This window comes from Streptomyces sp. NBC_01716 (genome assembly GCF_036248275.1).
Taxonomy (GTDB): domain Bacteria; phylum Actinomycetota; class Actinomycetes; order Streptomycetales; family Streptomycetaceae; genus Streptomyces.
In genome coordinates this window covers 1,210,232-1,228,965 of the sequence record NZ_CP109181.1, presented here as the reverse complement: position 1 = coordinate 1,228,965, position 18,734 = coordinate 1,210,232, and the positions used below count along the sequence as shown (strand labels likewise).

The window sequence follows — 18,734 nt, the reverse complement described above, 5'->3', positions numbered from 1 at the left end:
GGCAAGGGGGGGCGGTGACCCGTGGTCAGGACTTCGGCTCGACGCGGGCGACGACCGCCCTGGCCTGGCCCGGATGGGGTGCGGTGAACGCCTCGTACAGCGCCTCGTGGTCCCGCCCGTCGACGGTCACGGCCGACCAGCCCGCGGCCGTGAACCGGGACGCGATCCCGCCCGGCCAGCCGTATGTGGCAGACGAGTTGTCGATCACGAGCGTGTGCAGCTGTTCGAGACCGGTGGGGCCCGCGTAGGCGATGGCTTCGTGGTTGCTGCCCTCGTCCAGCTCGGCGTCGCCGATGAGCACCCAGACCTTGGAGCCGCCGAGCCCCTGCGCCCGCAGCCCGAGCGCGCTCCCGACGGCGAGCGGCAGCCCGTGCCCGAGCGACCCGCTGCTGATCTCGGCGCCCGGCACGAGCGTCCGGTCGGGGTGGTACCCGAGGGGTGAGTCGTACGAGCCGAAGTCGGCGAGCAGCGACTCGGGGAAGAAGCCCTTGGCGGCGAGGACGGCGTAGTACGCCATGGGCCCGTGCCCCTTCGACAGCAGGAAACGGTCCCGCGCGGGGTCGTCCGCGGTCGCGGGGGAGACGTTCAGCACCCGGTCGTAGAGCACCCAGATCGCATCGAGGGTGGAGGTCGCGGCGGGCCCGTGCTTCTCGTCGCCGGTCAGGTGCGCCAGGAGCCGGTCGAGGTCCTGGTAGCCGTAGGTCGGTGTCGACGCTGATGGTGTCATGGGGACAACCGTGCAACCTGAACCTAAGTTGAGGTCAAGCGACCGGCCCAGGCCGCACAAGGGAAAAAGCGGTTCGTGACCACCGCTCGGAGTGCGGTATTGTTCTCATGCGCGATCGATCGGGGGAAACCCCAGGTCAGACGGGCATCGGGACGTGGCGCAGCTTGGTAGCGCACTTGACTGGGGGTCAAGGGGTCGCAGGTTCAAATCCTGTCGTCCCGACTCGTGAGAGTCGTAGGTCAGGGCCGGTTTCGGAGAAATCCGAGACCGGCCCTTGATCATTCTTGGGGACCAGGTGGGGACCGGCGCCCTTGAGCGAGGTCAGCGGGTCACGACGATCGGGCTCGGCAGTGAGCGTGGTGCGCGCAACACGCTCAGGTGTGCGGAGAGCGCCGCCCCGGCGGCCGTGATCTTGTGTACGTCGGGGTGCAGGTAGCGCTGGGTGGTTGTCAGTGATCCGTGGCCGGCGATCCTGCGGAGGGACGTGTGCCTGGACTCCGGCGTCGGCGAACCAGGTCAGTCCGGTGTGCCGGAGGTCGTGGCGGCGCAGGTGTTCGTAGCCGAGCTTGGTGACCACGTCGTCCCAGTGGGTGGCGTCGCGCAGGACGGCGGTGGAGATGCGTCCGCCGCGCGGGCCGGTGAACAGGCGGGCGTCGGGTTCGGGGCCGGCTGACAGGATGCGCTGGGCGACGAGGGGGCGGATCTCCTCGACGGTGGGAACCTTGCGGGCGCGTTTTCCTTTGGTGCCTTTGTCGGTGAGCCCGCCGGGCGCGGGAGTGGTCTGGCGCCGGACGGTCCAGATCCACTGGGTGGTGTCGATGTCGCCGACGCGGCATCCGGAGACCTCGCCGATCCGGGCTGCGGTGCACGCCGCGAAGAGGGCGACCTCTCCCCAGCCGCGGTACCGGTCGTGGGACGCGGCTACGAGCGCCTCGGCCAGCTGCACGAGCGTTTCCCAGTTGGGGAGAGCCAGCGCGCGCGGGTCGAGAAGTTCGTCTTCCGCTTGCTTGTAGAGCTTCTGCCAGCCGGTGACGCGGGCGGGGTTGACCTTGATGAGGCCGTCCCGGACGGCCTGTTCCATGACGCGGACCAGGACGGCGATGGTGTTCTTGACGGTTGACCGGCTGTGTTCGTCGGCGATCCACTGCTGGACGGTGCGGTCGACGGGCACCGTTGGTGATCATACGTACCGGGACATGCCCGAGAGCGGGGACGACGCGCTGCCGCCATCCCGCCCGGTATGGGTCGTGTGTCTTCAACTCCAGTCCGCGCAGGGCGAGATCCATGTTGGCTTCGCCGTATTCGGCGAGCTTCATGGTGGCGAGCGAAGGGGACAGTCCGGCTTCCGCAGCCTCGATGATGGCCCGGAGCCATTCCTGCGCCTCGTCCTCGTTGGGCTTTCCCTCGGAGAGGGACAGACGGCGCTTCGAGACGGGATCGGTCCACCGGACGCGCGCTCGGTAGGGGGCAGGGCGGTTGGGCCGGTATTCGATATCGGTGGAGAGCCAGACGCCGACCGGGAGAATGGCCTTGTCGGTCATCAGGCTTCTCGGTGGGGAACGACTCGGCGGCTGCGCAGCCACTCTTCGACATCGAGGGCGCTGTACATGACGACGCGGTCCGAGACCGACACGAACGGCGGGCCCCTGGGGTGGCCGGGCGGCGCTCGCCGTGGCCAGCTCGGCCAGGGCGTGTTTGAGAAGTCCCGTCTGGCCCACGACGCCTGGCACGCGCGCTCGCTGCGTTGTCGGAGTCATCCAAGTACGTCCAGTACGAGGATGATCCTCCGCCTTGCGATCGCACGCACCAGACGCCGTGGGCCCCGCCCGATGGGCGGACGACGCTACTTCTAAAACACGCCCTAGGCGGAGGGCACTCGCATCAGAGAGGGTGACGAGCTACGCCGATGCCCGACTGCCCGCTCCGGAACTCCCGCAGGGCTCTTCCGCGCTCTGTCGGGCGGATCACCCCCGCACGCGCGGGGAGCAGAGCAGCAACCGCCCGTTGCCCAGCACCCCGAAGACGACACCGCCACGCGGCACCTGAACACACGCGGCACCTGAGCAGGGGGCGCTCGCGTCAGGGAGCCGTGTCGGACACCACGCGCATGCCCAGGCCGCGCACCCGGTAGATGCACGTGTCGTCGCCCCACAGCGACGCGTCCGCCCTCGCGTAGGGGCCCCGCGTGTCCGTGCCGCTCTCCACGATGTCCATGTCCACCCGGATCAGCCGGTTGGCCGGGGTGATTTGGCCGCGGTACGTCCAGGTCGTCTCGTGGCCCGGCAGCACCGGCTCGAACCGGGGACGTGGAACGCCGTCCGCGGCGCCGCGCTCAAGAAGGTGGTACTGGAGCAACTGGCACATGGCCTCCACGCCCAACGACCCCGGCTGCACCGGGTCCTGGAAGAAATGGGCCCGGAAGAACCACTCGTCCGGGACCACGTCCTTCTCCGACCGCAGCCGCCCCAGCCCCATGCGGCCCCCGTCCGGCCAGGAACCGGTGATCCGGTCGAGCATCAGCAGCATGGGACCCGGCAGCCGCGGCTCCCCGGCGCAGTAACGAGCGGGCCGGGCGGTCAGATCGACCACCCGGTCGCAGGGCTCGTCGAGACGGACCCGGTCCTGGGCCGACACCGTGAGGCCCTGCTGGTCGTCGAAGGCCGACGGCGGGAAGTAGCCGAAGACCGTGGAGAGTTCGAACAGCGGTGCCCCGTCGGCCGTGCACCTCACCCGGAACGACTCGATGATCATGTCCCCGCTCCGGGAGACACGCGTCAGTTCGGCATGGGTACGGACCGTTCCCGTCGCCGGAGTGACCTCACCGGTGACCGTTCCCGCCCCGTCGAGGTTGCGGAACAGCAGATCCGTGTCGGTGGTCAACGCGCTGCCGACGTACGAGGCCAGCCACCCGCAGGGTTGCAGCGCGATCTCCATCAGGACCGCGAACGGCATCGTACGGCCGCCGCTCTGCTCGAAGTACCAGGCCCGCGCGGGCACGTCGTACTCCGCGACGACACCGCTGCCCTCCCGCATACCGCCCTGCGGACCGTCCACCGAGACGATCCGGCTCATGAAGTGGTACGGGGGACCGGGCAGCCGCGCGACCTTGCGGGTGCCGTCGAAGGGCTCGTACGCGGGACCGAACGCCTCACTCGGCCTGCCCCAGGCGCACGCCAGCAACGAGGCGCGGTCGAAGGGGAATCCGTCCGCCGCCGTCGCCACCGGCTTCTTCTCCTCGTGCCCGGCCAGCCCGCCGAGCAGGGGGAGCGGCACCGGTGTACCGCTGTCCTGCTCGACGGGCGGGCCCGAGTGCCGCCAGTGCGACAGCGGCCAGTCGGGTACGAGCCGCAGTGCGACGTCCCGGCCCAGGAACGCCCTCGCCCCGTCCACCGAGCCCAGCACATCGGCATACAGCGTCGGCACAGGCCCGGCCGAGACACCGCGTACGAACACCTCGTAGACGACACGCTGATTGACCGGAGTCGCCTGGCCCCGGCACATCGTCCTGCACGGGTGATCGTCGACGGGCTCGAAACGCCAGCCGTCCCGGTCCACCGTGAAGCCCGTGGCCGCCAGGTAGAACGCCATCGCCTGGAGACCGCCCTGAAGCATCAGGGTGCCCGGCATACAGGGGTCGTTCTTGAAGTGACCCGCGAAGAACCAGTCGTCCGGCGACAGCGGGGTCTCGGCCCGCAGATAGCCGCGGCCCCACGGCCCTCCGGCCGGGTCGAACGCGGTCACCTCGTGGAGCAGCCGCAGTCTGCCGTCGTCGAGCCGGGGCGGGCGGACGTGGGCAGCCGTCGCCTCCCAGCCGGGGCCGAAGCACTCCGCCGGCCGCCCCTGGGCCAGGGCCCGCACCCGGTCCGCGTCGAAGCGGGTCCGTCCGCAGCGCACCGCCGGCGGGTCCACCGGCAGGTCGTCGCCGGGTGGGCGCTCGGCGGGATCCCACCGCACACCGCCGCTGCCGGCGAGCTCCTCGGGGGTGAAGAACCCCGCCTGGCCCTCGCGAACGCTGAGCCGGAGTTCGCCGTCCACGTAGCAGTCGTAATGGAAGAAGGCCAGCCGGACGCCTTCGTGCTCCGCGTGGCCGTCGATGTGGATCTCGTAGCACAGGGTGTCGCCCGCTTCCGGCGGGCCGCCGTGGTACGTCACCTCGCAGCCCAGCAGCCGGTAGGCGCGCTCCCCCCGATTGAGGAGGTCCACGCCCAGCCAGCTCAGCAGGAGCAGATCCGCCTGGCCCGCCTCGATCAGCAGCCCGGCCGGCATACGTCCGGTGGAGTCCAGGTACCAGTCGTCGGGCCGGACATCGGTCTCCGTCCAGATCGTTCCGTCGGTGCGCACCGGGCCCGGCGTGGCGAGCGCCGCCGGCACGGCGTCGATACCGGTGACCCGGTCCGCGAACAGCATCGGCGGCTGGGGCATCCGTGTCTGCACCGCGTACGCGTCCTGCTCGGCGAACCGCGGGCCGAACAGCGTGGAGATCTCCCGGGAGGCGAGGTGCTCCAACTGGGCGCGGTCGAACTTCGGCCCCGGCCTCAGGAGTTGTGCGGGTGCTGCTTCCGGCGGGGGAGCGGGCAGGAGCGCCGGGCGGGGCTCGGGCCGTACGGGGGCCGGCGGCGGCCCGGCGGCCGTACGCGGGGCAGGCGGGCCCGATGGCCGTACGGGAACGGACCCGGCGCTCCCCAGCGCGATGACGGCGAGAGCGGACGCCCGCAGGAACCGCTGATGGGCCTCGGTGTGCCCGGCCGTGATCTCCTGGTGCAGCTCGGCGACCCGTCGGCTCTGCCGCAGGACCGCGGCACGGGCGCCCGCCGCCCGCGGATCGCGCCCCTCCGGGCCTGTCGGCCGGACGTCCGGCAGGGGGCGTGGCTCCGCGGTACCGGGACGGGGCACGGCGGCGCGCCCCGGTGCGCCGGACGGGCCGGCCTCCCGGTCGGGCACCGGCGCCAGCTCGGGGGCCCGGGGCAGGGTCACCACCGCTGGCTCCAGTGGCGGCAGACACGGCGGCGCGAGTACGGGCACGGTGACGGTGGGCCCGGGACGCGGGACCTCCGTGGCGGCTTCCGCGAGCCGGGCGAAGAACTCGTCGGCGTGCACCGGCACGCCCGCGACGACGAGTTCGGCCACCGCCAGGCAGGGCTGCCGCAGCCGGGTGTCGCCCGGGGCGTCGAGTGCGACAGCCACATGGTCCCGGTCGCCGAGCACCCGCTTGATCCAGCCGGTGCACAGCGTGCGCGGCCCGTGCTCCACGAAGACCCGGACGCCGTCAGCCCACGCCTGCTCGACCGTGGCCGCGAAGTCGATCGTGTTCAGTCCCTGCGCGGTGAGCGCCTCGGCGGCCCGCTCGGCCGTCGGCCGGTAGGACTGCCCGGTGGCCCCGCTGTAGAACCGCACACCGGGTACGTCGACGGTCGGACGATGGTGGGCCGCACGCCATACCTCCCGGATCTGCGCCAACTCCGGTGCGTGGGCGGCCATGTCGTAGTCGAGTTCGATCGCGTGGTCGGCGCCGATCCTGCCCACGACGGCCGCGCACGCGCGGGACTCGCCGCCGATGACGCAGACTCCGGGGGCGTTCACCGCCATCAGATGGACCGCGACCTCGGCGGCGAGCTCGGCACGGACCGCCTCCAGGGGCGCACTGACCAGATAGCTCGACCAGCGGTGGCCCTCGACGCCCAGACGTTCCCAGTGGCGCCGCACCGCCCGGAGTTCACCCGTGAGTTCGGTCGTGAACAGACCGCTGTCCCGGGTGGCGCGGTACAGCCCCGCCGCGTCCGGCCAGGCACCCAGCGCCACCAGGGCGGCCGACTCGCCGGAGGAGTACCCGAGAGCGGCCACCGGCCGGAGCCCGAGCACCTCGCGGGTGAACACGGTGTGGTGGACGGCGAGTTCGGCGGCACCCCAGATCTGGTCGAGCACTCCGCTCTCCGCCCCGGTCCGCATCCGTGCACCGGTCGCCCCGTGCCTGGCACGGACGGCCTCGCCGACCGACGGCAGCGCGAGCATCAACTCGTGGCCCATACCCGGGTACGCGGCCGAGCCGTTGGTGTACACGAACGCGGTCTGCCCCGTGACCGGCCTGTCCCGGTACCGCACATCGGCCGGACGGGCTCCGCCCTCGGCCAGCCAGCGGCGGGCGGCCTCCTTCCGGCCGGGAAACGCGTCGTCGTCGGCCACGAGCGCCAGCCGGGCCGGTCCGGCGACGGACTCCGCACCGGACTCCAGCGCGGCCAGCACCTCCCGGCGGTCGGCCCCGGAGAAGACACGCAGGCGCGGAGCCGGGCCCCGCAGCCACGGCCGGGCGTCCGCCGCGCGCAGCCGGACACTCGCGGTGGGCCCTTCCAGCGGTGTCACCGAGGCCCTCGCCGTGTGCGCGACGGTCGCGGTGTCCGCGGGAACGCCCGGACGCGGCACCGCGCGGTGCTGGAGCGAGAGCGCCGCGACCGCGACGCAGACCAGCCCGTACGCGGCGTGAGCGCGCCCGAAGGCCGACGCCGGGTCGAACACCGCGTCAGGGCCGTCCCCGATGACCACGTCGGGCGCGTTGGCGGTGTCCTCGCCGTCGTCGTTGTCGTTGTTGGCCTCGTTGGCCTCGTCGAGCAGGGCGACGACGGTGTCACCGTCCCTGCGCGCGGTGTCCAAGGACTTGAGGACCAGGACGACGGCCGCGTCCCCCGGTTCGTCCTCCCGGCCCAGATCCCGCTGGGCGGCCTGATGCACCGCCTCGCAGGACAGGTCGGTGGCACCGACGAGCGCGGCGTCGACCTCTCCCGACCGGACGGCGCGGGCCGCGAGTTCCAGCGCCACCAGTCCCGACGCCTCCTCCGCCGAGACCGCGAAACCCGGTCCCGCCAGGTCGAGTTGGGTACTGATCCGGTTCGCCACCAGGTTCGGCATGGTGCCCACCACCCCCTCGGCGGTCACGGGCGGCAGGAACGCGTCCCGGGCGAGGTCCGCCGACTCGGGTGTGGCGGCGAGCCCGGCCTGCTCCAGCCAGTGGGGAACCCTCCAGCGGGCGCCCGCCCGGGCCACCTCCGGGTCCACCCCCATGCCGATGACCACCATGGTCCGCTCTCGGGGCAGGGACACCGAGCGGACGGCCTCCCGGGCGGCCTCCAGCACCAGGAGCTGATGGCGCACGGTTCGCTCCAGGCCCACTGGCGGGAAGCACAGGTCCGTCAATTCCACGACGACCCCGGGGGCGGGGCCACGCCGCTCACCACCCAGCACCGCCCGCCGGAAGTCCTCCGTACAGGTCCCGTCGCCGACCCGGGCGCCGAGGGCGACGATCGCCACCGGCGTACGGCCGCCCGGCGATTTCCGTACCGGGGCCGGAGCGGTCACGGCGGCGGCCGGGCGGATCGGCCGCGGTACGGCGGACACCGTGTCGCCGTCCTCCGGAAGGTCCACCACCAAATGGGCGTTGGTCCCGCCGAACCCGAACGCGCTCACCGCCGCCCGGCGCGGCCCGGACCACGGTTCCGGCGCGGTCAGCACCCGCAACGGCGTGCCCGCCAGTGCCTCCAGCGGTCGTTCCGCGCCGAGCGTCGCCGGACGGACCCCCGCACGCAGCGCGCCGAGCACCTTCAGCAGCCCGGCCACGCCCGCCGACGCCAGCAGGTGCCCGACGTTCGACTTCACTGAACCGATGGGCACGTCGTCAGCGGTCCCGAAGACCCGGCCCATGGCGCGCGCCTCCACCGCGTCCCCGACCGGCGTCCCCGTCGCATGGCACTCGACGAGTGACACGGTCCCGGGCGCGACGCCCGCCGCGTCGTACGCCAGACGCATGGCCCGGACCTGGCCCTCCTCCGCCGGGCTGATCAGCCCGGCGCCGCGCCCGTCGTTGGACAACCCGGCACCGCGGATCACACCGAGCACGGGCAGACGCGCGGCGCGGGCCTCGGACAGCCGCATCAGCGCGACGAACCCGGCGCCCTCGCCGGACACCAGCCCGTCCGCGTCACGGTGGAAGGGCCGGCTGCGCCCCGTGCGGCTCGCCGCGGACAGCCCGCAGAACCCGACGTGCAGATAGAGGGGGTCCGCCCGGCTGACCGCACCTGCCACCATCAGGTCCGCCGTGCCGTCGTGCAGTCGGTCGCACGCCAGCTTGACGGCATACAGCGACGACGCGCAGGCGGCGTCGAGCGACCACGCGCCCGCGCCCAGCCCGAGGGCTCGGGCCGCGACCCGGGCGGGCAGCCCGGACGAGAAGCGATTGAGGGCGTCGGACCGCCGCCCGCGCTCTCCCGTCAGCAAGGCGTCACGGAGCGGGGGCCGCTGGGCGGACAGCCAGACGTGCTCGGCGAATGCCGCCCCCGCGGGCGTGGGATAGGACAGGTTCCCCAGCACCAGCCCCGCGCGGGGCAGAGGGCCCTCGCGGCCCGCCTCGTTAAGTGCCTGCCGGATGCCGTACATGACCCAGTGGAAGAGCGGGTCCAGCGACAGGATCCGCTCCGGGGCGATTCGGAAACCGCTGGGGTCGAAGACGGACTCGAACCCCCGGACGTACCCGCCGACATCGCTCCAGGTGCGGTCGAGGTGGTCGTCCACCGAGCCCATGGCCCGGTGGCGCGGCAGCCGCCACCGGGCCTCCTCGATGGCCGACAGGCTGCTGCGGCCCGCGGCGATGTTGTCCCAGAACGTGTCCGGATCGAGCGCGTCGGGCAGCACACAGCCCCGGCCGACGACGGCGATCGGTTCGAATTGCATGCGGGTCTCACTTCACGGCTGGGCGGGGCTGGTCCGGAGGGGGCGGAACTCAGGAGGGGCGGCGGACGAGTTCCACGCCGAGCAGTTCCAGGCGGACGGCGCCGTCGGCGTCGATCAGCGCCGCATCGCAGCGCGCCCCCGTGCTGTGAACCTTCCGGCCCCGCAGCACACACCGCACCGTGTCGTCCACCGGTCCGCTCCGGTACACCCGGCACTCCGCGACGGCCATCGGCAGCGTCGCCGCGCCCAGTACCTCTTGCGCCCAGACCAGGGCGAGTTGGAGCGCGCCGTCGATGGCGGCCGGGTCGAGCGGCCAGTGCTCACCGGACCATTCCAAGGCGCGTACGCCCGCGACGATCGCCTCGGCTCCGTGCTCCGAGACACCGCGCAGTGAGCGCACGGAGTGGAAGCGGGGGCCGTGGAAGAGGCTCTCCCCGTCGTACAACTCGGTGCGGTCCAGTGGCTTGAGACCGTCCGGGCTGCCCCACGTGGCCGGATCCGGCTCTTCGGCCCCCGTGTCCAGCACGGCCCGGAAGTGCGCCACCCCGCTCTCCCCGCGCAGTTCCGCCTCCAGCCCCGTGGGCGAACCGGCCGCGCCCCGGCTGCCGTGCACGGTGATCCTGTGGCCTGTGCCGGCCAGTTCGGGCAGGGCGTACTTCTGATACACGCGCAGGTCGCGCAGGACGAGTTGGCCGGCACCGGGCAGCCACGCGGTGGCCGCCCCCACGAACCAGTTCAGAACCATCGCCACGGGCAGCACGGGCACCCCGGCGAGCGCGTGGTCGGCGAGCTGTGGCAGGTTGTCCGCCCGGACCAGCAACTGCGCCGGACGCGGATCGCCGGCCGGGGACAGGGCCGCCGGATCGTCGCCGGCCACCAGGACGACGCGGGCCTCGCCGACCGTGCCGTCCAGCTCGGCCGTGAAAGCGGCCGCCCCCTGCTCCAGAGGGATCAGCGGAACCCCGGACCGGCCGAAATGCCCGGCCAGAGCGGGCGTGACCATGCCGCCGCGCCACGGCCCCCAGGCGACGCACCGCACCAGGCAGTCCGGGCGGCGGGCCTGCTCCGCCGACGCGACCTGACCCAGGATCTCGTTGGCCATGGCGTAGTCGCTCTGTCCCGCGTTGCCGAACACGGCGGCCACCGAGGAGAACAGGCAGATCACCTCCAGCGGATCGTCCGCCGTCGCGGCCAGCAGCGCGCGCAGACCGTCCACCTTGGTGGACATCACCCGCTCGACCTGCTCGTCGGTCTTGTCGGCGATCCGCTTGTCGGCCAGTACTCCCGCACCGTGCACGATGCCGGTGACCGGCCCCCACGCGTCACGTACCTCGCGCAGGGCGGCGGCGACGGCGTCGCCGTCACGGACGTCCACCTGGACGTACCGGACGGGGGATCCCGCCGCCTCCAGCGCCGCCAGCGTCGCCCGTACCTCGCGCGCGGCCAGGATCTCCCGGGCCCGCGCCGCGATCCGGGCGGGCGAGGAGTTCGCCGCGCCCTCGGCCGCGCCCTCGGCCGAACGCTCGGCGAGCAGCCGGGTGAGCGCCGGTTCGTCGGCGGCCGACGCGAGCCCCGCGGGCTCGGGAGCCGGTGCCGTCCTGCCGAGCAGCGCGATCCGCGGCCGGTGGGTCCTGGCCAGGTCCAGCAGCGCGGCGGAGGTCACCCCGCGGGCCCCTCCGGTGGCCACGATCACCGACTCCGAGGTGATCCGCCGGGTGCTGCCGGGCATCACCGGCGCGGGTACCGTGCGCGGTGTGGTGCGGGTGCCGTCCGCGCGGAGACCCGCCTCCGGGTCGGGGCCGCCTTCCAGCAGTTCCCGCACGATCGCCTCGGCGACCTCCTCGTCGCTCCGACCGCCCCGCTCGCAGTCGACGGCCTTGACCGGGACACCCGGCCACTCCTTCGCCACGGTCCTGGTCAGACCGGCGACGCCGCCCAGCCACGCGCGCTCGGGTGCGCGGCCGTCGAGCCCGAAGTCGCCTCCGGTGTCCTGCACGGTCACGAACAGTCCGCCCCCTTCGCCGGCCTGTGCCGCCACCGCGCGCGCGGCGCGGAACGCCGACCGGTGGACCTCCCGCGCATCGTCCGGCGTGCCGCCCCCGGTCAGCCCGCCGAGGTGCACGACTCCGCGCGCGTCCCCGGGCACCTCCGCAACGGCGGTGGCGTCCACGCCGTGCTCCGCCAGCTTCCGCGCGACCAGGGCGGTGAGCGCGGCGCCGTCGGCGCCCCCGCCCGCCACCACGAGCGGCCCGTCCAGGAGCCCCGCCGTCGCCAGGCCGGACGCCGGTGACTCCACCGCGCGCGGCACCAGCCTCGTCAGCGCTGCCCCTTGCCCGGACCCGGTGCGCATGGCGGGGATCTCCGGGACGACGGGCATCTCAGGGACGGCCGGGGGCCCGGTCACGGCCGGAGAGTCCGGCGCCGGGGTCCCCGGCGGCCGGTCGGCCGCGGTGAGCGCCTCGACGATCTCGCGCAACGTGCGGAGTTTGCCGAGCTGTCCGACGTTTCCCGTCGCCACGTCGCCCACCCTCCGGCGTACGGCCGACAGGATCTCGACGCGCTTGATCGAGTCGACTCCCAGATCCGCCTCCAACTCCATGTCCACGTTGAGCATTTCCGTCGGGTAGCCGGTGAGCTTGGCCACCACTGAGAGCAGCAGTTCCTCCAGGTCCGGGACCGTCAGGGGCGCGGCATCGGCGGCCGGCGCCGAGGGGGCCAACGGGACGGCGGCCGGGGCCCGTTCCTCGGTGGCGACCGGTGCGGGCGAGGGCGCCTCGCGGGGCGCGGCGGGTACGACGGTGGGCACGGTCCCGGGAACGCCGATCGCCGCCGGGGGAGCCAAGGCGTCGGGTACGGCGGCGACGCCCTGTGCCCCGAGCATCGCGGCCAGGGTCGTCTCGGTCATCCGCAGAAAAGCCATATGGCTCTCGGTCAGCATGCGTTGGCAGGCCGCGTGCGCCTCCGCCGTCTGCCGCTGGACGCTCTCCACCGCGGCGTACCACTCGACGCCGACGCCGACGCCGACGCCGACGCCGACGCCGACGCCGGCATCGGGCTCGGGCTCGGGCTCGGCGCCGTACGCGGTCACGGGGTCGTACGCGGGCTCCGGTTCCAGGACGGGCGCTGTCCCGTACGCCGACGGCTCCGGAGTGGGCGGCTGCTGCGGTGCGGCGGCCTCCGCGCGGGGCGGGTAGAGCTGACCGTAGTTGGCTCCGCTGATCTGCACGGTCATCCGGGGCTTGCGCTCCTTCACTGAGGTCTCGGGCGCGGCGTACGGCGCCCAGAGGGAATCGAAGTCCAACGGGACACCCCGTACGGCGAGTTCACCGAGCGCGGTGTGCAGGGCGCCGACCCCGGACCGGTCCGCCCGGTCCACGGGGACGGCCGCGTGCTCGCGGTCACCCAGGATCTGTCCGACCAGGCCGGTCAGCGCGGTGCCGGCGCCGACCTCGACGAAGGTCCGCACCCCCGCCGCGTACATCGCCTCGATCTGGTCCTGGAAGAGCACAGGTGAGGCCAGATGGCCGGCGATCCGGCGGCGTACCTCGTCGGGCGACGACGGGTACGGTGCCGCGTCCGCGTTGCCGTACACCTCGATCCGGGGCTCCGTGAGCGGGACCGTGCGCAGGAACGCGGCGAGCGGCTCACCGGCCGGGGCGACCAGCGGGCTGTGGAAAGCGGTCGAAGTGGTCAGCCGGTGTGTGCCGACACCCTCTGCCGCGAACGCCTTCTCGGCGCGCGCGACAGCCTCTCCCGTACCCGAAAGCACCACCTGGAGCGGGGAGTTGAGGTTGGCCGGCCAGATGTCGCCGAACTCGCCACCGTCCAGCACCGCCGCCACGTGCTCGCGGTCCGCCGCCACGGCCAGCATCGCGCCCGGTACGCGGGCCACGTCCCGCATCAGCTCACCGCGCCTGCGGGCCAGAGCGACCAGCGTATCGGCGTCCATGGCACCCGCGCAGTGCAGCGCCACCAGCTCACCGAAGCTGTGGCCCGCCACGCAGTCCGGTCGCAGCCCCAGACCCCGCAGTACGGCCAGCGAGGCGAGCGCGTGCACCGCGAGCGCGGGCTGCGCCCACTCGGTTGCGGCCAGACGCGCGGCCTGGGCCGCGCGTTCCTCGTCGGCGAAGGCGGGCGGCGGGAACACCAGCCGGTGCAGGGACCGCCCGTCGAACCTGGTGCCGCCCAGCCGGTCCCACACGGCCTGGGCGGCCGGTGACAGCATCGCGAGGCCGGCGCCCATCCCCACGTACTGGGATCCCTGCCCCGGAAACAGGAACGCGAGTCGGCCGGGCACGGGATCCCCGCACGCGTACCGGACGCCGTTCGGTGCCGCGAACGCCGTGCCGGGCCGCTGCCGGATCAGTGCGAGGGCCCGCGCATACTTCTCCCTCAGGTCCCCGGTGTCCGTGGCGACGACGGCCAGCCGCACCGGATCGGTGGGCGAGAACGCGCTGTGGCTCTCCCGGGCGAGCGCGGCCAGCGGACGGTCGCCATACGTTTCCGGCGGCACCAGGTCGGACGGCGACGCGCCGCTGAACAGGACGAGTTCGCTCGGTGCGGAGCGATGGCGCGGCGGCACCCGGGCCGGGGTGCCCGAGGGCACGTACTCCTCCAGCGTGACGTGGAAGTTGCTGCCCCCGAAGCCGAAGCTCGACACCGACGCCCGGCGCGGATGAGCGGCGGACCGCACCCACGGCCGGGCCTCGGTGTTGACGTAGAACGGGCCGTCCGGGGCGGCTGCCGCCGGCACCGGCCGGTCGACCTTGATGGTCGGCGGCAGCACCTTGTGGTGCAGGGCCATGACCGCCTTCAGCAGCCCCGCCGCGCCCGCGGCGCACTTGGTGTGGCCGATCTGCGACTTGACCGATCCGATCGCGCACCACTGCCCGTCGTCGCGTCCCGAAGCCTCGAACACCTCGCGCAGCGCCGTGAGTTCGGCGGTGTCCCCGGCCTTCGTGCCGGTCCCGTGGGCCTCGACCAGCTCCACCGTCTGCGGACCGTAGCCCGCGTCCTCGTATGCGCGTCGCAGAGCCCGTGCCTGACCGTCGGGAAGCGGCGCGTAGATCGCCGTACCCCTACCGTCGGACGAGGTGCCGATGCCCCGGATCACCGCGTGGATCCGGTCACCGTCCCGCTCCGCGTCGGACAGCCGCTTCAGTGCGTACATGACGACCGCCTCGCCGAGCATGGTGCCGTCCGCCGCGTCCGAGAACGGACGGCAGTCACCGGTGCGGGAGAGCGCGGGCGTCTTGGAGAAGCACAGGAACATCCCGATGTCGTTCCCGGTGTCCACACCGCCGCTGATCACCAGGTCGGTCCGCCCGAGCGTCAGCTCACCGACCGCCGTGGACAGTGCGGCCAGGGAGCTGGCACAGGCGGCGTCGGTGGTGTGGTTGATGCCGTGCAGGTCGAACCTGTTGGCGATCCGGCCCGCGACCACATTGCCGAGCAGGCCCGGGAAGGTCGACTCCTGCCATGGACCGAAGTGCGCCGAGATACGGTCGCACACGGCCTGCGCCTCGGCCTCGGCGAGACCGCTCTCCCGCAGCCCCTTCAGCCACACCGGGCGATGCGCGCGCCCATACATGTGCGGGAGCAGCTCCAGGGCGGCCGCGCCGAGGACGACGCCGACCCGGTCCCGGTCCATGCCCGACAGACCGCCGGCGTCGGTCAGCACCTGGTCGGCGACCATCAGGGCGAGCAGTTGGGAGGTGTCCGTCGAAGACAGGTTGGCGGGCGGCACGCCGTACGCCAACGGGTCGAAGTCCACCTCCGGCAGGAAGGCGCCACGGCGGGCGTACGTCTTGTCGGGTGCGGCCGGATCGGGGTCGTAATGGTCCGTCACCAGCCAGCGGGAGGCGGGCACTTCGGTGATCAGATCCCGGCCGCCGGTCAGGATCCGCCAGTAGCCTGCCGCGTCCGTCGCGCCGGGCACCAGGGCGCCGACACCGACCACGGCGACGGGCACCTGCCCACGGATACGAACTGGCGCATCGTCATCTCCGAGTTGAACGCCCGCGGTTGACGCCTCGGGGGCGCCGGGGCCGCTCATGCCAGCACGCGCGGGGTGTAGACGAACGCCTCGGACGGCAACGGAACTCCATAGGTGCGCAGTTGATGGGCGCGGGTGAGCACCGCGGCGCCTTCGAGCAGGTTGAGCGCGATCTGCACCACGGACCGGTTCGCCGGTTCGGCCAGGAATGTGCCAGCGACCCAGCGGTTGAACGCCCCCGTCGCCGGCCCGCACCAGATCTGGTAGTCGGTACGCCGGGCCGTCTCGCCGGTGATCGCCCACCGGCTGGAACTGCCCAGGTACCAGCGGAAGACCAGCGCCATACGGTGCTTCGGATCGGCCTCCGCACGCGTGATCTCCGAAGGATCGCGCCGCTCCCAGAACGCGCGCGTGTGCTGCCAGACCTCGTCGAACGAGGCGCGCAGCACGTCCCGTTCGATCGCGGCGCGCACCGCGGGCGGGATCTCCTCCAGCGAACCGTGTGCCCGGTAGGCCGAGTGGAGCCTGCCGGCCCGCTGGGCGAACATCGTCCCCCGGGACAGCACTTGCAGCGTGACACCCAGCTCGAACATGTCCGCCGCCGGCGCCATGGCCACATCGGCGACATCAGCCTCGCAGAGCATCTCCTTGGCCTCTTCGGAGAGCCCCGCCTCGGTGGCCGTCTGGTTCACCGATCCGAGGACGACGTAGGACGCGCCGAGGGCGAAGGCGGCGGCCACCGCGGCCGGAGTGCCCAGGCCGCCGGCCGCGCCGATCCTGACCGGGCGGCGGTAGCCGAACCGCCGGCACAGTGTGTCGCGCAGCAGGGCGATCCTCGGCAGCAGGGCCGACAACGGCCGGTTGTCGGTGTGACCTCCGCTGTCGGCCTCCACGGTGATGTCCTCGGCCACCGGCACCAGGGCCGCGAGGCCCGCCTCCTGCGGGGTCAGCTTCCCCTGGACGACGAGCCGGTCCAGCAGCGCGGCCGGGGCGGGCGAGAGGAACCTCTCGGCCACCTCGGGCCGGGAGACCTTGGCGAGCATCCGCGTGCGCCGGACGATTGCGCCGTCGGCGCCGCGGCGCAGTCCCCGGGCCGAGCACAGCACGACGGCCGGGGTGAGCTCCATGAACGCCGACGCCGAGATCCGGGGCACACCGCTGCGCAGCAGCAGCTCGGCGACGCGGAACTCCAGCGCGGGTTCGGCCGGTGAGTGGATCAGGTTCACGCCCCAGTTCGAACGGGACCGCAGCTCCCCGGCCAGCGCGTGCACGGCCCGTTCCACATCGGCGTACGCCAGGCCGCCGGCGCCGAAGAACCCGAGCATCTCCGCCCGGGCCATCGCTGACACCATCCGGGTGGTCGCGATGCCGTTCGCCATCTCGCCCGCCACATAAGGGAAACGGACGCCGTGCGCCTCGCAGAAGGTGCGCCCGCCGAGCCACTCGGGGTAGAGCGGCGGCAGTGTCCCGAGTACCGGGCCGTCGGGTAAGGGACCGGCCGCCAGACCCAGTTCACGGCCGGTCGGCCCGCTGACGATGTGTACGGGTTCCCGGATCCGCCGGGCCCGGGCGGCGATCTCCTCGGGGGAGAAGACCGGCGGGGCCGCGGCGGGGGCGACGGGAGTGGAGAGGACGGACAAGGAGGGGCTCCTGCGGGAGAGAGACGTGCGGATCAGGCGTACCGGGCGGACGGGAAGGCGGCGGTGGGCGACGGCCCGGCGGGAACCCGGCCCCTCGGGGCCAGGCCGGACCACAGGTAGTCGAGGTCCACCCGGCCGGAGGCCGCCGACGACCCGAACAGGGCCCGGACCCGGGTGTCGTCGAAGCGCCGCCGGTGGGTCAGGTAGGCCGTCAGACCCGGGTAGAAGTCCACCAGCGCCTCCAGCGCCGACGGGTCGTCCGGCGCCGTGGCGACCAGGTCGATCGACACCTCGATCAGGCGTTCCAGCAGGGTCTTGACCGTCAGCACGGGCACGTCGCGGTCGTGGACGACGTGGTACGTGTCGACTCCGCCCGAGGGCGTCCGGCCGGCCAGCCGCACCATGACCTCGGCCGCGTGCTCCACCTGCATCAGGTTCAGCCGGCCGTGCGGATGACCCACCAACCGGACGCGGGGGTCGTCGGGTCCGTCGCCGTCGTGGCCCGGGCTTCCGGGGTGGGCGGTGCGTCGCGCGTCGCGCAGGATCCGCTCGACGACCTGAAGCGGATGCGAGGGCAGTTCCGGGTGCGGAGGCAGATCCGTGACGAGGATGCTCGGCCGCAGCACCACGACCGGTCGGCGGTGCTCGCGCGACCACGCGTGGATCAGCACCTCCGCCTCGTACTTGGAGCGTTCGTAGGCGTTCTCGAAGCCGTACGTGTCGTCCAACTCGTCCTCGTACGCCACCCCTTCACGCCGGCTTCCGGCGACGAAAGCGGTACTCACGTGGTGGACCATGGGTCTCTCGCGTCCGGCGGCGGCCAACTCCAGTACGTGCCGGGTTCCTTCGACGTTGGTCCGGCGCAACTCGGGAAGGTCTCCCTCCAGGTTGATGCTGCCCGCGCTGTGCCAGATCGCGCCCAGACCGTCGGCCAACTCCTGGAACACGCGCCTGGACAGCCCCAGCCCGGGTCGCTCCAACTCGGTCTCCACCACCCGCAGCCGGCCGGGGAGTTCGGCGACGAACGCCTCGGGCACGCCGGTCAGTACGAAGAACCGGGTGATGCGGTGCAGCGCGTCACCCGACCCCGCGTGGACCAGGACCGTCACCGACCGGTAGGTGTCGAGCAGACGGCGCAGCAGGCGCAGTCCGAGGAATCCGGTGGCGCCGGTGAGGGCGACGTGCATGACCTTGGCTCCAAGGGCTCTGAAAGGGACAGGACCACCTCCGGCCCCGCCGGGGGCCGCTCAGGCATCTCCCGGGCTTGATGACCACTGGCGCACGGCACACAGTGTCAGACGGTGGTCGGTGATGGAGCCCTCGATTCCACCGGCTCACCCGAATGAAGTACCCACGCCACGGTTCGTGTGTGTCCCGGACGGCTCGCGGCGCAAGGAGCCGGGAAGGGGCGGGCCGCCCGGCGGACCGTCCCCCTTTCGGGTGATCTCGCGGGCGGTGGACGGCGGGCGGTCCGGGGCGGCTCCGCGTCCCCGCCGGCGGCCTGTGCCGGGCGTCGAGCCCGGTGGGGCGGAGGGGAGCGCGTACGTCGCGGGCCGCGGGCGAGCACGACCGATCACCGTGGCCGGATATAAACCGTGTCTATTCAGGCCCGTGACGCGTTCGGCGTCGCTGCGGCCTCCGACCGGTGGTCCTTCCG

At 73.0% G+C, this 18,734-nt stretch carries 6 protein-coding genes and 1 tRNA gene; 1 reads left to right on the top strand and 6 read right to left on the bottom strand.

The features are described from left to right. Window positions 1-25: 25 nt before the first annotated feature. Window positions 26-727 carry a transketolase gene (locus OIE74_RS05245; RefSeq protein ID WP_329378901.1) on the bottom strand — a complete coding sequence of 234 codons (702 nt, stop codon included), beginning with the start codon at window positions 725-727 and terminating at the stop codon, window positions 26-28. 148 nt (window positions 728-875) lie between these two features. Between OIE74_RS05245 and OIE74_RS05240 the strand changes: the two genes are divergently transcribed. After that, window positions 876-949 (top strand) — tRNA-Pro (locus OIE74_RS05240). Here OIE74_RS05240 and OIE74_RS05235 read toward each other — a convergent pair. From OIE74_RS05235 to OIE74_RS05215, 5 genes are all read right to left on the bottom strand, one after another. Continuing rightward, window positions 915-1,898: a tyrosine-type recombinase/integrase gene (locus tag OIE74_RS05235; protein WP_329378899.1), complete on the bottom strand. Its 984-nt coding sequence runs from the start codon at window positions 1,896-1,898 to the stop codon at window positions 915-917. The two genes, OIE74_RS05240 and OIE74_RS05235, sit on opposite strands and share 35 nt — an antisense overlap. Window positions 1,899-2,806: 908 nt before the next feature. Continuing rightward, entirely contained in the window at window positions 2,807-9,442 is a 6,636-nt protein-coding gene (locus OIE74_RS05230; RefSeq protein WP_329378897.1) for a polyketide synthase, read from the bottom strand. A gap of 49 nt (window positions 9,443-9,491) precedes the next feature. Continuing rightward, window positions 9,492-15,497, bottom strand: a complete 6,006-nt coding sequence (locus tag OIE74_RS05225) for an SDR family NAD(P)-dependent oxidoreductase (RefSeq protein WP_443076027.1) — start codon at window positions 15,495-15,497, stop codon at window positions 9,492-9,494. Continuing rightward, window positions 15,494-17,077 carry a PfaD family polyunsaturated fatty acid/polyketide biosynthesis protein gene (locus OIE74_RS05220; protein WP_329378893.1) on the bottom strand — a complete coding sequence of 528 codons (1,584 nt, stop codon included), beginning with the start codon at window positions 17,075-17,077 and terminating at the stop codon, window positions 15,494-15,496. Before OIE74_RS05220 ends, OIE74_RS05225 begins: the two co-directional genes overlap by 4 nt. A gap of 32 nt (window positions 17,078-17,109) precedes the next feature. After that, window positions 17,110-18,264, bottom strand: coding sequence for an SDR family oxidoreductase (locus OIE74_RS05215; RefSeq protein ID WP_329378891.1), 1,155 nt, complete (start codon window positions 18,262-18,264; stop codon window positions 17,110-17,112). Between the last annotated feature and the right edge of the window lie 470 nt (window positions 18,265-18,734).